Source organism: Pedobacter sp. KLB.chiD (assembly GCF_047040275.1).
Lineage (GTDB): Bacteria > Bacteroidota > Bacteroidia > Sphingobacteriales > Sphingobacteriaceae > Pedobacter.
Genome location: NZ_CP178207.1, coordinates 1,431,171 through 1,444,981 on the forward strand (window position 1 = coordinate 1,431,171; position 13,811 = coordinate 1,444,981).

At 35.7% G+C, this 13,811-nt stretch carries 14 protein-coding genes; 8 read left to right on the forward strand and 6 right to left on the reverse strand.

Going from position 1 to position 13,811, the window contains the following annotated elements:
• The first annotated feature begins 298 nt into the window (after positions 1–298).
• Complete coding sequence (locus tag ACK1I8_RS05810; RefSeq protein ID WP_412468396.1) at positions 299–526, forward strand: hypothetical protein; 228 nt, start codon at positions 299–301, stop codon at positions 524–526.
• A gap of 4 nt (positions 527–530) precedes the next feature.
• Here the strand turns inward: ACK1I8_RS05810 and ACK1I8_RS05815 are convergent, their stop codons facing one another.
• Positions 531–2,306 carry an ATP-binding protein gene (locus ACK1I8_RS05815; protein ID WP_412468397.1) on the reverse strand — a complete coding sequence of 592 codons (1,776 nt, stop codon included), beginning with the start codon at positions 2,304–2,306 and terminating at the stop codon, positions 531–533.
• Between the two features lie 857 nt (positions 2,307–3,163).
• On the opposite strand from ACK1I8_RS05815, the gene ACK1I8_RS05820 reads away from it, so the two are divergent.
• The 4 genes from ACK1I8_RS05820 to ACK1I8_RS05835 all read left to right on the forward strand — a co-directional run bounded on the left by ACK1I8_RS05820 (position 3,164) and on the right by ACK1I8_RS05835 (position 7,448).
• On the forward strand, positions 3,164–3,730 hold the full coding sequence (locus ACK1I8_RS05820) for a UbiX family flavin prenyltransferase (protein ID WP_412468398.1): 567 nt from the start codon (positions 3,164–3,166) through the stop codon (positions 3,728–3,730).
• 151 nt (positions 3,731–3,881) lie between these two features.
• Complete coding sequence (gene mtaB, locus ACK1I8_RS05825) at positions 3,882–5,204, forward strand: tRNA (N(6)-L-threonylcarbamoyladenosine(37)-C(2))-methylthiotransferase MtaB (protein ID WP_412468399.1); 1,323 nt, start codon at positions 3,882–3,884, stop codon at positions 5,202–5,204.
• 246 nt (positions 5,205–5,450) lie between these two features.
• Positions 5,451–6,602: a prolipoprotein diacylglyceryl transferase gene (locus ACK1I8_RS05830; RefSeq protein WP_412468400.1), complete on the forward strand. Its 1,152-nt coding sequence runs from the start codon at positions 5,451–5,453 to the stop codon at positions 6,600–6,602.
• Positions 6,603–6,659: 57 nt separating this feature from the next.
• Positions 6,660–7,448, forward strand: a complete 789-nt coding sequence (locus ACK1I8_RS05835; RefSeq protein ID WP_412468401.1) for an inositol monophosphatase family protein — start codon at positions 6,660–6,662, stop codon at positions 7,446–7,448.
• A gap of 88 nt (positions 7,449–7,536) precedes the next feature.
• Here the strand turns inward: ACK1I8_RS05835 and ACK1I8_RS05840 are convergent, their stop codons facing one another.
• From ACK1I8_RS05840 to ACK1I8_RS05860, 5 genes are all read right to left on the reverse strand, one after another.
• Positions 7,537–8,088 (reverse strand): NifU family protein, encoded by a 552-nt coding sequence (locus tag ACK1I8_RS05840; RefSeq protein WP_412468402.1) that lies wholly within the window; start codon positions 8,086–8,088, stop codon positions 7,537–7,539.
• 87 nt (positions 8,089–8,175) lie between these two features.
• Positions 8,176–9,522 carry an adenylosuccinate lyase gene (gene purB, locus ACK1I8_RS05845; protein ID WP_412468403.1) on the reverse strand — a complete coding sequence of 449 codons (1,347 nt, stop codon included), beginning with the start codon at positions 9,520–9,522 and terminating at the stop codon, positions 8,176–8,178.
• A gap of 511 nt (positions 9,523–10,033) precedes the next feature.
• On the reverse strand, positions 10,034–10,255 hold the full coding sequence (locus ACK1I8_RS05850) for a hypothetical protein (RefSeq protein WP_412468404.1): 222 nt from the start codon (positions 10,253–10,255) through the stop codon (positions 10,034–10,036).
• 132 nt (positions 10,256–10,387) lie between these two features.
• Positions 10,388–10,606, reverse strand: coding sequence for a hypothetical protein (locus ACK1I8_RS05855; protein WP_412468405.1), 219 nt, complete (start codon positions 10,604–10,606; stop codon positions 10,388–10,390).
• A gap of 146 nt (positions 10,607–10,752) precedes the next feature.
• A complete protein-coding gene (locus tag ACK1I8_RS05860; protein ID WP_025142863.1) occupies positions 10,753–10,971 on the reverse strand; it encodes a hypothetical protein in 219 nt (72 codons plus the stop codon).
• A 201-nt stretch (positions 10,972–11,172) separates the two neighbouring features.
• Between ACK1I8_RS05860 and ACK1I8_RS05865 the strand changes: the two genes are divergently transcribed.
• From ACK1I8_RS05865 to ACK1I8_RS05875, 3 genes are all read left to right on the forward strand, one after another.
• Positions 11,173–11,739, forward strand: coding sequence for an RNA polymerase sigma factor (locus ACK1I8_RS05865; protein ID WP_412468406.1), 567 nt, complete (start codon positions 11,173–11,175; stop codon positions 11,737–11,739).
• 6 nt (positions 11,740–11,745) lie between these two features.
• Positions 11,746–12,840, forward strand: coding sequence for a trypsin-like peptidase domain-containing protein (locus tag ACK1I8_RS05870; protein WP_412468407.1), 1,095 nt, complete (start codon positions 11,746–11,748; stop codon positions 12,838–12,840).
• A gap of 164 nt (positions 12,841–13,004) precedes the next feature.
• On the forward strand, positions 13,005–13,640 hold the full coding sequence (locus ACK1I8_RS05875; protein WP_412468408.1) for a peroxiredoxin: 636 nt from the start codon (positions 13,005–13,007) through the stop codon (positions 13,638–13,640).
• Positions 13,641–13,811 lie beyond the last annotated feature (171 nt).

The following is a 13,811-nucleotide window of genomic DNA, read 5'->3' on the forward strand; positions in this document are numbered from 1 at the left end:
GGTTGAAAGATTAATTTCAACCCTTTTTTATGCAAAAACTTTCTTTTCTTTTAAAATAATTTCCAGATTTGAAAGTCAGCATTTACACTTAAGCGGTTAGTCTTGAAACAATTGAATACATCAAATTTATTTTATATCGTATCACATCATAATCTCTTATTCCGGTTTATTAATTCGTTTTAGTAGGTAAGCTGTATAAACCAATATCGTTAAAAAATACACAAAATATATTTTATGTATTTTTAATAATACTTAAATTAGCTATAATTGCGCATTATTTGTTAAAAAAATATCTGTAATGGGCGAGTTAAGAAAGGGATATGTTACACAGATTGACTTTGAATACGGACAAGGGATCATTACTGATGAAAACGACCAGGATATTCATTTTCGATTAGATGATGTATCTGATCAAATTAGTTTAAATTCGAAAATAGTTTTTGAAATTGAACTGCAAGCGTGCGGTTTGGTGGCAGTTAATGTTAACTTAGCTGTGGAAGAAATGAAGGTTAATACACTCACTTAAACAGTCAGAATGTTGTGGAATTATTGTTCATTTCAAAAGGTAGGCTGAAATAAAATGTGGAACCTTCTCCTAATTTACTTTCCACCCATATTTTTCCTTTATGCCTTTCAATTATTTCGGCGCAGATATACAGGCCTACTCCAAATCCTGCAATAGTTTTGGTATCAGGACTCTCTACCCGGTAAAAACGGTCAAAAAGTCGGGTTATATCATTTTCTCTAATGCCTATACCTTCATCTTCTACACTTACAACCAGATAATTTTCCTGTATCTCGCATTTTATCGCAATTAGCGATTCCTTTTTAGAGTATTTTGCAGCATTGCCAATCAGGTTATGAATTACATTACCGATTTTATCCATGTCGGCATTTACAAATAATTTTTCCGGACCAATTACCTGAATAAAATGACTTGGTGAAACCATTTTGGTTTCTTCTGTAATGGTTTTAATCAGTTCAATAAGGTTAAAGTTTGTTTTGTTCAACAATATTTTACCAGATTCTAGTAAGGAAACGTTCAGAAAACCATCAATCATTAACGACATTTTTTTTAATTGAACATTTATCTTTTCAAGTATCTGGACAGGAAAAACGTTATCTATTTCTTTAAATTTATGTTGTAAAAGCTGTACATAGGCGCTTAATGATGTCAGAGGGGTTTTAAGCTCATGACTTACGATACTGATAAAATCATTTTTTCTTATTTCATCCTGTTTGTGCTCTGTGATATCCAGAATGGCTCCAGCTATGTAAATCGCTTTTCCTTCTCTGTTATAATAGGCCTTTCCCGCAGTTCTTATCCATTTACGCTTTGCATGGATACCTTTCAGGTTAATCTGGTATTCGATGTTAAAAGCATCCCGGTTGTGTAGTGCACGTATAATACCTCTGGTAAGCTTTGCCATATCTTCAGGGCGGACCATAGATTTGGCTTCCTCCATATTTAACCTGTTATGCTCAAGTTCATAAATGTATTGTGCTCTTTCTGATAAAAGTATTTGCTTGTGCGACAGGTCGATATTCCACGAACCCATTTCAGAGGCATCCATGGCTATTTTTAAAATGTCTTTCGCTTTGAGAAGCTCCTTTTTGAAGTTAACCTGCTCGGTAATGTCCTTAATAATCACCAGAATTCTGGTTACTTCGTTTTTATCATTTTTCAAAGGTTCGTACAGAGCGATAAAATAACCATCTGAAACGGGGGTGGAGAGTTTAAGTTCATTAATGGTTACTGGCTGTTTATTTTTGAAAATATCTTTTATAAGCGACTGCTGCATTTCGAGTTCCGGCTTTGCCTCTTCCAAGGGTATTCCGATAACTTCTTTTCTGCTTTTGCCCCAAAGTTTTAATATGTTATCGTTCGCATATTCTGTAATCAATTCTACACCTTTTAAAACGCACATACCCAAAGGCGCTTGCTCAAAAAAGCCCCTAAACCGTGTCTCACTTTCTGAAAGCTCAAATAAAATATGCGAAAGCTGCTGTTCATCATTTGGAACTTCCTTTAATGAACAAATAAGATATTCAACCGGGCGATCGCTTTGTAATACCGGAGAGAATTCCAGTTCCCACTTTACGTTTGGAGAGTTTGAATAAATAGGATGAATAATCAGTGCCTGCTTAGTTTTGAGTTCACTTACTTTTTGAACTGTTTTAGCCAGCGTAATTTTTTCATCATCAGATAAAAGGTTGGGAATAATATCAATATCATAGAATTTTGATTTTCCACCCACACGCGCTATTAAAGCCTGGTAAGCGTCGTTATATTCAACTACAACCAATATTGGCTTTATTTTAAAAATGACTACTGGGCTAGTAGAATGTTTTAATAATGCCTTTAAAAATGGAGAAGCTGAATCTATCATAAAATCTGAGATGACACTTTCTCAAATATAACCCATAAACAATTAATTCCAACTGATTTACGATGAATTTATAATATTTATCATACAATATGGTCGGAGTTATATGATAAATGAGTTCCTTTTGATGAAGTTATCATTAATACGTACGGCAAACCATCAACAAAACATTTTAGCATAAATGCATGTTTAAATAACAAGATTGGCTTTTGGATTGCTTAAGAATATGATTTTGTAGAAAAGTGTAAGCATATCTGCGATCTGAACAAACTAATATAAAAATATAGACAGGCTTTAGAAGATGTTGTTGCGATTGTAATCCTTCATGTTAAAAAGATTATACTTGAATGATGGCATAGGTAAACATACCTGCCTTGTTATAAATTGAGGTAAAGCGAACATCAAAAAATGTAAGTTTGAAGGCAATTAAATGTAAATGAAATCCATAAAGTTAACTTTATTTGATTAAATTGACTAATTTATCATACGAAATAGATCTAGTTTTAACTCAAAATAATGCCTTTTTAAATTCTTATAAAGTTTTTTAATATTTATTTGAAAAATTATTGATCTGATAATCAGTGTTATGCGTTTAAATTTTGGCTTAATTGTTTGATTTGAGCGATTTAATGTTTCTCGTTTACATTTTTTTAAAAAATTACATATATTTGTTCTTACCCTTTCGAGGGTATGTTTTTCATAGGTAGATGTAGGGTCAGAACATTGTTCTGGCCCTTTTTTGCTTTAAAAGATTTAGATAAACTATTTTTGTGGTTATGAAAAAAAAGAAAGTGGTTGTTGCGGTTACCGGTGCCAGCGGTTCTATATATGCAAAGGTTTTGTTTGATCAGTTATTAAAATTAAAAGACCAGATTGGAGCCGTTGGTATAGTGATGAGCGATAATGCGAAAGCAGTTTGGCAATTTGAGCTGGGAAATCAGGATTATAACCATTTCAAAGAATTTACTTTTTATAACAAAAGCGATTTTAATGCACCATTTGCATCAGGATCTGCCAAATACGATACCATGATTATCATCCCTTGCTCAATGGGCACGTTGGGTAGGGTAGCGCAGGGAATATCTAATGATTTAATTTCCAGAGCAGCAGATGTGGTGTTAAAAGAACGCAGAAAATTGATAGCCGTAGTAAGAGATACCCCATTTAGCCTGATTCATATTAACAATATGAAAACGGTTACTGAAGCCGGAGGGATCATTTGTCCAGCCAACCCATCGTTTTACAGTTTACCGCAAACCATAGAAGAAGTGGCCGGAACGGTAGTGAGTAGGGTACTGGACCTGGCAGGTTTCGAACAGGAAAGTTATCGATGGAATGAATGAAGTATGGGATTTTCGGTTAGGAACTATGTTAAATTTTCCCGACCCTAAACACCCAATTCCAAGCCAACCTATTGTTAACTTACTGTAATTTGTGAGGGCTGGAGGTCTTAAGTGGTTAACTCCAAACAAATTTCATATCTTTGCAGCTTCAATGAAAAAGGTCGCATTTTATACATTAGGTTGTAAACTCAATTTCTCCGAAACCTCAACCATCGGTCGATTATTTACCGATGCCGGCTATGTCGTGGTAGAATTTCAGGACCAGGCTGATGTTTACGTAATCAACACCTGTTCGGTTACCGAGCATGCCGATAAAAAATGTCGTAAAGTTGTTAAAGAAGCCTTAAAGTATTCTCCAAATGCTTTTGTAACCATTGTAGGTTGTTATGCCCAGTTAAAACCACAGGAAATTGCCGAAATAGAAGGTGTTGATATGGTTTTAGGTGCGGCAGAAAAATTCAGGATTGTCGAATATATTACCGATTTAACAAAACAGCCAAAAGCACTCGTTCATCAGCAAAATATAGAAAAAGTTAACCACAACTTTATTGCATCATATTCTATTGGTGATAGAACACGTACTTTTTTGAAAGTACAGGATGGTTGCGATTATCCTTGTACGTACTGTACCATTCCTTTAGCACGTGGTGCAAGCCGTAGCGATACCATTGAAAATGTAGTGAACCGTGCAAAAATGATTGCGGAAAGCGGTGTTAAAGAAATTGTATTAACAGGAGTAAATCTCGGCGATTTTGGAATCAGAAACGGGCAGCGCGAAGACAAGTTTTTCGATCTGGTTAAAGCCCTGGATGAAGTAGAGGGGATTGAAAGAATCCGGATATCTTCTATCGAACCTAATTTGTTAAGCAACGAAATTATAGAATTTGTGGCCACTTCAAAAAGGTTTGTTCCGCATTTTCATATTCCCTTACAATCAGGCTCTGATAAAATTTTAGGGTTGATGCGCCGACGTTACCGGAGTAATTTGTATGTAGAGCGTGTTGCTAAGATTAAAGAGATCATGCCAAACTGTTGTATTGGCGTAGATGTAATTGTTGGCTTCCCAGGCGAAACGAAGGAGGATTTCCTGGATACCTACCAATTTTTAAACCAGCTGGACGTTTCATATTTACATGTATTTACTTACTCTGAACGCGAATTAACGGCTGCAGCCGAAATGAAAGGCGTTGTAGCAGGAAGTGAACGGAATGAGAGAAGTAAAATGCTTCATATCCTGTCTGATAAAAAGCGGAGAGCTTTCTACGAATCGCAAATTGGTACTGAAGGAGAAGTACTTTTTGAAGCGGATCAGAAATCTGGTTATATGCACGGCTTTACCAAAAACTATGTAAAAGTACGTGCCAAATACGATCCGGTTATGGTAAATGAATTGAAAGCCGTTAAGCTTTTGGAAATTACATCCGATGGAGAAGTTGAAGTGGCAGAGTTGGAAACCTCTTACGCACACCACTAGTTTAGTCTGGAGTTTTTAGCCGGAATTCTTTAGTCAAATATCCTTTACTGTTGTTCTGAACGCTGAGAATAATCTTTTAAGTGTTATATGTAAATTGGAAGATGGGAAAGATATGGAATGGTTCATGATTTTCAGTCTTTCAGCTTTGGTCTTTTCTTCTGGTCTTCGTACATCTGACTTTCTAACGTCAGTCTTTATGCTTTGGTCTTTAGTCTTTCTTTCCTATCTTCGCAACAAAATATTTCTATGTTTCCTACCGTTTCACATTTTTTAGAATACCTGTTCGGCATTAATTTACCGCTCCCCTTTAATACATTTGGTGTTTTTGTAGCGCTCGCATTTGTTGCCGGTTACTGGGCTTTTACCAAAGAGCTTAAACGTAAAGAAGCGTTAGGGATACTTCATCCCATTAAAAAAACGATTATAGTTGGGAAGCCTGCCACTACATCAGAATTGATCATGAATGGCCTCTTTGGCTTTGTTATCGGTTACAAACTGGTTTACGCATTATTAAACTACAAACTTTTTGTAAATGATGCACAGTCGGTTTTAATGTCGACCCAGGGAAATATAATAGGTGGTTTGTTTTTTGCTGGTTTATTTGCGTATTGGGATTATACTGAAAAGAACAAACATAAACTAGATAAACCAAAAGAAATACAGGTAACCGTTCATCCGTACCAGATCATGAGTAATCTGATTGTATGGGCAGCTATATGGGGATTTTTGGGCGCGAAGTTTTTTGATAATCTGGAATATTGGGATGATTTTGTTCAACACCCTATAGAACGCTTATTATCTTTCAGTGGTTTAACCTTTTATGGCGGCTTAATCTGTGGCGGCGCAGCGGTGTTGATCATTGCCAGGAGAAATGGCATTAAACCTTTACATATGCTGGATGTAGGTGGACCCGGTATGATGCTGGCTTATGCTGTTGGTCGTATCGGCTGCCATATGGCAGGTGATGGAGACTGGGGTATTGTGAACCCTAACCCGAAACCGTTCTCCTGGTTGCCAGATTGGTTGTGGTCTTACAAATACCCAAACAACGTGGTAGGCGAGGGGATCCCTATTCCGGGTTGTACGGGTAAGTTCTGTAACGAATTGGCTCAGGGTGTATACCCTACACCACTTTATGAAGTGATTATCTGTTTAATCCTTTTCGCCTTTTTGTGGAGCATCAGAGATAAAATAAAAGCACCTGGTTTAATGTTCGGTATTTACATGATCTTAAACGGAGTGGAACGTTTCTGTATTGAGTTGATCCGGGTAAACTCTAAATACCATGTTTTTGGTTTATCGTTTACGCAGGCAGAAATGATCTCTACTTTTTTAGTTGTTGGAGGCATGGCCCTAAGTGTTTATGCTTTACGTAACAAGAATAAACTGGCCCAATAAGAACCTGATAAATTCAATTAAATACAACAACAGCCTTATTCTGTTGTTTAAATAGTTATGAATTACGAATTACTATGCAATAAAGTGATCTCGATTGTTAAGCTTACCGGAAATTTTATCCGTAAGGAAGCGATGCAGTTTGATGTTCAGAAAATAGAATATAAAGGTTTGAATGACATGGTCTCCTATGTTGATAAAACAGCAGAGCAGAAACTTGTTCAAAATCTGGAAAAATTGATGCCCGAGGCGGGGTTCATTACTGAAGAAAAAACAATTAACCGCGCCGGAAAAACCTACACCTGGATCATCGATCCTTTAGATGGTACAACCAATTTTATCCATGGCATTCCAACCTATGGCATTAGCGTGGCACTTTATGAAGATCGACTACCTGTAATAGGCGTGGTCTATGAATTAAATAGGGGAGAAATGTTTTATTCGTATAAAGGCGGACCTGCTCTAATGAATAAAAAAGAAATTAAAGTTTCCAATAATCCTGATTTAAAATCAAGTCTGCTGGCCACAGGTTTCCCGTATTATCAATTTGATGAACAAGCGAAATACTTAAAATTGCTGGCCGAAATGATGCAGAAAAGCCACGGCGTACGAAGAATAGGCGCGGCGGCAATAGATTTGGTATACACAGCCTGTGGACGTTTTGATGCTTTTTTTGAATATAATCTGCAACAATGGGATTTTGCGGCTGGTTGTTTCATTGTTCAGCAGGCTGGCGGGGAGGTGTATGATTTTGCCGGAGGTAACGATTACTTTGAAAAAAGGGAAATATTGGCTACCAACGGAAAACTAACTACCGAAATGTTGGAAGCGATTAAAAAGTATTTTTAAGGCTATTCGTCATACCGATCCTGTAAAAAAAAGGTCGCGATTCTCATCGCGACCTTTTCACTATATATACTATGAAAAATGCTCGTTTTTAAAGTGCTTCGGAAACTACTTCCGTAACTTCCGGCACCATTCTCTGCAATAAATTCTGGATGCCTGATTTAAGCGTGATGGTGGAAGACGGACAACCACTGCAAGAGCCACGTAATTCTACAGTAACTACACCTTCATCAAAAGACTTATAAGTAATAGCACCACCATCCTGTTCAACGGCAGGACGTACATAATCGTGTAAAATCTGCTGGATTTTAATTTCAGTTTCCGTACCTTCAAAGGTAGGCGCTTCCTCAGCAGCAGCTTCTTTGATTTTTAATTCAGATTCTACCGCACCTTTAACAAATTCCTTTAAAATGGCTTCAATGTCTGCCCATTCTGCATCATCTGTTTTGGTAATGGTCACAAAATTACTGGCGAAAAAAACACCGGCAACAAAGTTGAATTTAAATAATTCTTTAGCAAAAGGCGAATGTTCAGCACTCTCTTTAGTCGCAAAATCCTCACTGCCATTTATTAACAGCTTGTTTACCATGAATTTCATGGTAGCTGGATTTGGAGTCTGTTCTGTATATACGTTAATCGTCATGTCTTAATCAATTTGAATAAACAAAATTAACAATTACTCGTTAATAAAACCTTTGCTGGCTGTCTGCTTAACGTCAATTTAATTTAGCTAAAAAACGCCGGTGTAATTAAAAGGTGAAATGGTTCTCAGTTGTGTTTTTATTTCTTCCGAAACAGCTAAACCTTCAATAAATTCTGCTATGCTTGCTGCATTGATTTTAGTATTTGTTCTGGTTAATTCTTTTAACGCTTCGTAAGGATTAGGATAGTTTTCTCTTCTTAAAACGGTTTGAATGGCCTCCGCAACAACTGCCCAGTTTTCATCCAGATCTGCATGTAAAGCAGTTTCATTTAATAAAATCTTGTTTAATCCACGTAAAGTGGCATTAATGGCAATTAATGTATGTCCAAAAGGAACGCCAACATTCCTTAAAACGGTAGAATCCGTTAAATCTCTCTGCAAACGCGAAATGGGTAATTTAGCAGCAAAGAATTCAAAAAGTGCATTTGCAATTCCGGCGTTTCCTTCCGCATTTTCAAAATCGATTGGGTTTACCTTATGAGGCATTGCTGATGACCCGATCTCTCCGGCTTTGATTTTCTGTTTGAAATAGTTTTTGGAAATATAAGTCCAGATATCCCGGTCCAAATCAATAATAATATTGTTGATGCGTTTTAATGTATCACATTGCGCCGCAAACTGATCGTAATGCTCAATCTGTGTAGTGTGTTGTGCCCGTGATAAACCTAAGGTGTCATTGACAAAGTGATTCGAAAAATCAACCCAGTTTACTTCCGGATAGGCAATGTGGTGTGCATTGAAGTTTCCGGTTGCTCCACCGAATTTTGCACTGTTAGGGATTTTTTGTAAATTTTCTAACTGAATAGCCAAACGCTCCGCAAAAACTAAAAACTCTTTACCCAGTTTGGTAGGGGATGCCGGTTGTCCGTGGGTATGTGCCAGCATCGGAATATCTTTCCATTCCGTTGCCAGTGCATTTATTTTTTCTATTAATGCATTAATAGCCGGATAATAACTTTCGTTTAAGGCCAGTTTAATAGAATAAGGGATGGCAGTATTGTTGATATCCTGAGAGGTTAATCCAAAATGGATGAACTCTTTATAGTTTTGAAGCGATAATGAATCGAATTTACTTTTGATAAAATATTCGACCGCTTTAACATCATGATTGGTTACTTTTTCGGTTTCTTTAATTTCTAAAGCATCAGCCTCTGAGAAATTTTGGTGGATTTTTCGTAATTCAGCATAAAGATTTCGATCAAAATTTGCTAAGCCCGGCAGGTTGATTTCGCAAAGTGCGATAAAATATTCGATTTCTACAAAAACCCGGTATTTAATTAAGGCTTCTTCGGAAAAATAAGCGGCTAAATCTTCTGTAGTTTTTCTGTAACGGCCATCAACAGGTGAAATAGCTTGTAGCGATGTTAAATTCATTATGCGGATTATATTTTTGCCGCAAATTTACTACAATTGATGGATTTTAAGGCCTAGATGCCTAAATAAAAAAGCCTTGGCTTACCTAAAGCCTTTTCAAAAGCTTTGATTGAACTATTTTTTATGGCAGTGGTATCCGTTTTAACCAGCGTATCAATTAACGGTTGTATCTTTTGAAGTAATATCCTTAACTGCAGTATCAACAATTGTTAGAATCCAACTTTAGCTGAATCGGTTCAGCGATCCTTTTTCACCGATTTATACGCTGCAACTGATAAACTTTAAGGCTAATGCTAAAAAGTCCGTTTTGGATGCGTTTTTCATTCTGTTTGATTTAAAAAGTAATCAATTAACTCTTAAACCAAAAAAAGATTAAAAAATAACCTGGTTTTGTTTGACTAGTCCTAAAATAAGTCAACTAGTGTGTCAACTTATTTCAGGACGGGACAGTTAAATAAAAAAGGTCGGGATTTTAAATCGCGACCTTTTCTCACTACAACTAGTGATTATATTATTGTTTAACTTCAGTTTTTTCTGTGGTAGCTTTAACAGAAGTATCTTTTACGGTAGAATCTTTTACTACTGTATCAACTTTAGTGGTATCTGTAATAATTGTAGAAGAATCTGTAATGGTTGTATCAGCGCCATCTGATTTTTTAGTTGAACCGCCACAAGCAGCTACTGTTAGAGATAAAGTCAGGGCTAAAAAGCCTAATTTGAATGCATTTTTCATCTTGATATATGTTTTAGGGTTAATATATATCTTTAATACCGGGAATTTAGAAAGGTAACCTATTTTTTTTCGCTAAAATAAAAAAGCCTTCGAAAAATGAATTTCGAAGGCTTTTTTTATAAGTAAGTTAGACTAGTGTTTAACTTCAGTTTTTTCTGTAGTAGTTTTTACAGATGTGTCTTTTACTGTAGAATCTGTTACTACTGTATCTTTTTTAGTAGTATCAGTAATTACAGTTGAAGAGTCAGTAGCTGTAGTGTCAGCACCTTCTGCTTTTTTCTCTGAATTACAAGCAACAACTGATAAAGATAAAGCTAAAGCTAAGAAGCCTAATTTGAATGCATTTTTCATTTTGAATATTTTTAAGTAATTAATTAATTTACATGTTAATACCACTTATTTAAAAAGGTAACCCAAAAAAGATAAAAAAAATGAATAAAAATAAAAAAGTGCCGTGAATTCAAATTCAAGGCACTTTTTTATATAGTGAAGTTAGACTAGTGTTTAACTTCAGTTGTAGTTGTAGTAGCTTTTACAGTAGTATCTTTAACTGTAGAATCTTTAACTGTAGTATCTTTTGCAGTAGTATCAGTAACGATAGTAGAAGAGTCAGTTAAAGTAGTATCAGCACCTTCAGCTTTTTTTTCTGAGTTACAAGCCACAACTGATAAAGATAAAGCTAAAGCTAAAAAGCCTAATTTGAATGCATTTTTCATTTTTGAATTTTTTTAAGTAATTAATTTCTTATTAATGCCGCAAAGGTAAAAAGGTAACCCGAAAATTTGCAGAAAAGTTAAAATATTTTTTTGGTAGAATTTGGGTTACCGTTTGCCTGATCTTTGTATTAAGCAATTATAGTGGCTATAAATTTTTTTGTCTAATATTGGGTTACTATTTACAGAAAAATGTATTAACTAGTGAATAACGGTTTAAAGAGTTCAGTTCCAACAGATAGAGAGGTTATTTTAGGTATTCTAAATAACTCAGAAGATATACTTAACAAGTTATACAAAGCTTATTATGCGATGGTTTTGCAGTTTATCCTGAATAATAACGGTGATGAAGATGATGCAAAAGATGTTTATCAGGAAGGTATAATTATTTTATATAACAAAATTAAGGCAGGTAATTTTGAACTTAGCAGCAAGCTGAAAACTTATATCTATTCGGTTTGCCGGCGTATTTGGCTAAAAAAGCTCAGCTTAAATAGTAAAAAGACGGGGAGTATTACTGATTATGAAGATGTTTTTGCTGTAGAAGAGGATTTGGAACACCACGAAGAAAAAGATGCTTCGTTTGTAAAAATGCAATCAGCGCTTGATCATCTTGGCGAACCCTGTAAAACCATTATTCAGGATTTTTATATCCATAATTTATCCATGCAGGATATCTGCGAAAAGTTTGGTTATACCAATACCGATAATGCAAAAACGCAGAAATATAAATGTTTGCAAAGGTTAAAGAAAATATTTTTTCAACCATAATTTGAAATGAGAAACGATTTGGAGTTAGATGCAATTATTGAAGATTATCTATTAGGTAAACTTAATGCGCAAGAAGTAGAGGCTTTTGAAAAGTTACGTCTTAACGATGCTACAGTAGATCATAAGGTAGTTTCGCACAAGTTCTTTTTAGCTTCTATGGATACATTTGCAGAACAGTTACGTTTAAAGGAGCAGTTGAATCATATCCATTCTGAAATTGATGTGGAAAGTTTGGCCTCTACACTGAGACCTCATCCTTCGCGTCTGGTTCAGTTATGGCGGAAACACAAATCTGCCATTGCTGTTGCTGCATCTTTTGTCGTACTTTCTTTGGTCTCTATCTACTCTATCCAGCACAGCACTCAACAGGCCGAGCGCTACAGGCAGTTAAGTAATCGGGTAAACAATGCCATTAAAACACAAAATAGCTTAATCAGAAATATAAAGCACAGTAACGCCACTTCTGATAAGCCAAATAATCAAAACAGTTTTGGTGGTACGGGTTTTGCCATTTCTACAAATGGTTACATCTTAACCAACCTGCACATTATTAATGGTGCTGATTCTTTATACGTACAAAATAGTAAAGGAGAATCGTTTAAGGTAAAATCGGTTTACACAGATCCTCAGAATGATATTGCCATTCTTAAAATAAGCGATAAACATTTTAGTAATTTATCTTCTATTCCTTATACCATCAAAAGAAATACCAGTAACATCGGTGAAATTGTATATACTTTAGGTTATCCGAAAGATGATGCTGTACTTGGAGAAGGTTATGTAAGTTCCAAAAATGGTTTTGTAGGTGATACCACACAGTATCAGGTTGCCATTTCGGTCAACCCGGGTAATAGTGGTGGTCCTGTGTTAGATAACAATGGAAATTTAGTGGGTATCATTAGCGGTAAGCCAGATCAAACTGAAGGTGCAGCTTTTGCTATAAAATCGAAATATATTCTGGAGGCGATGAGGGCCATTCCTCAGGATTCGCTGGGCGTAAACAAACTTACTGCCAACAAAAAAAGCTTGCTTTCTGGTTTAAAACGTACTAAACAGATCGAAAAAATACAGGATTATGTGTTTATGATCAAAGCATATTAAAAGTAATACCCCCAAACAAATTAATATTCTTAAACCCTGTAGATCCTTTCTTCAGGGTTTTTTATTGGAATTGTAATTTGGAAGTCTTTAATTAATATTAAATCTATATATTTACTATACTATTGTTTAGATTTGTTATCATCAAAATTAAATTAATTAAGATTATGAGTATAAGATTAGGCGATACCGCACCGAATTTCAAGGCCGACACCTCTATTGGCGAAATAGATTTTTACGATTATTTAGGCGATAGCTGGGGCGTGCTTTTTTCGCACCCTGCTGATTATACACCTGTGTGCACTACTGAATTGGGTAGAACAGCAGCGTTAAAAGGCGAATTTGATAAAAGAAACGTTAAGGTTTTAGCCCTAAGCGTTGATTCTGCCGAGTCGCATAAAGGATGGATTAATGATATCAACGAAACCCAAAATACTGCTGTAGAATTTCCGATCATTGCCGATCCGGATAAGACAGTGGCTAATCTTTATGATATGATCCACCCGAATGCCTCAGAAACATTAACCGTCAGATCTTTGTTCGTGATCAGTCCCGATAAAAAGGTGAAATTGATCATTACCTATCCGGCATCTACAGGAAGGAATTTTAACGAAGTGTTGCGGGTAATTGATTCTTTGCAGCTTACCGCCAATTATAGCGTAGCTACTCCGGCCGATTGGAAAGATGGCGAAGATGTAATTGTAGTAAATAGCATTAAGACAGAAGATATCCCGGCTAAATTTCCGAAAGGACATCAGGTGATTAAACCTTATCTACGTACAACACCTCAGCCAAATAAATAATTCGGTTTATTAGCGCAACATTCTTATTTAACAGAGTGGGATAACTTGCATTATAGGTGAAAATTATTATATTTGGTTAGTTTTGTTTCAATATTCATGCTTAAACTGGTTGTTTTATTTAAATTAATATACAATTGTTTAAAATAAATGCTGATCAAGGCATAAAGGTTT

What these genes read in the sequence shown, in the direction of transcription:
- ACK1I8_RS05810 (WP_412468396.1), top strand. Translation starts at nt 299, where the DNA reads ATGGGCGAGTTAAGAAAGGGATATGTTACACAGATTGACTTTGAATAC.
- ACK1I8_RS05820 (WP_412468398.1), top strand. Translation starts at nt 3,164, where the DNA reads ATGAAAAAAAAGAAAGTGGTTGTTGCGGTTACCGGTGCCAGCGGTTCT.
- mtaB (WP_412468399.1), top strand. Translation starts at nt 3,882, where the DNA reads ATGAAAAAGGTCGCATTTTATACATTAGGTTGTAAACTCAATTTCTCC.
- ACK1I8_RS05830 (WP_412468400.1), top strand. Translation starts at nt 5,451, where the DNA reads ATGTTTCCTACCGTTTCACATTTTTTAGAATACCTGTTCGGCATTAAT.
- ACK1I8_RS05835 (WP_412468401.1), top strand. Translation starts at nt 6,660, where the DNA reads ATGAATTACGAATTACTATGCAATAAAGTGATCTCGATTGTTAAGCTT.
- ACK1I8_RS05840 (WP_412468402.1), bottom strand. Translation starts at nt 8,088, where the DNA reads ATGACGATTAACGTATATACAGAACAGACTCCAAATCCAGCTACCATG.
- purB (WP_412468403.1), bottom strand. Translation starts at nt 9,522, where the DNA reads ATGAATTTAACATCGCTACAAGCTATTTCACCTGTTGATGGCCGTTAC.
- ACK1I8_RS05850 (WP_412468404.1), bottom strand. Translation starts at nt 10,255, where the DNA reads ATGAAAAATGCATTCAAATTAGGCTTTTTAGCCCTGACTTTATCTCTA.
- ACK1I8_RS05855 (WP_412468405.1), bottom strand. Translation starts at nt 10,606, where the DNA reads ATGAAAAATGCATTCAAATTAGGCTTCTTAGCTTTAGCTTTATCTTTA.
- ACK1I8_RS05860 (WP_025142863.1), bottom strand. Translation starts at nt 10,971, where the DNA reads ATGAAAAATGCATTCAAATTAGGCTTTTTAGCTTTAGCTTTATCTTTA.
- ACK1I8_RS05870 (WP_412468407.1), top strand. Translation starts at nt 11,746, where the DNA reads ATGAGAAACGATTTGGAGTTAGATGCAATTATTGAAGATTATCTATTA.
- ACK1I8_RS05875 (WP_412468408.1), top strand. Translation starts at nt 13,005, where the DNA reads ATGAGTATAAGATTAGGCGATACCGCACCGAATTTCAAGGCCGACACC.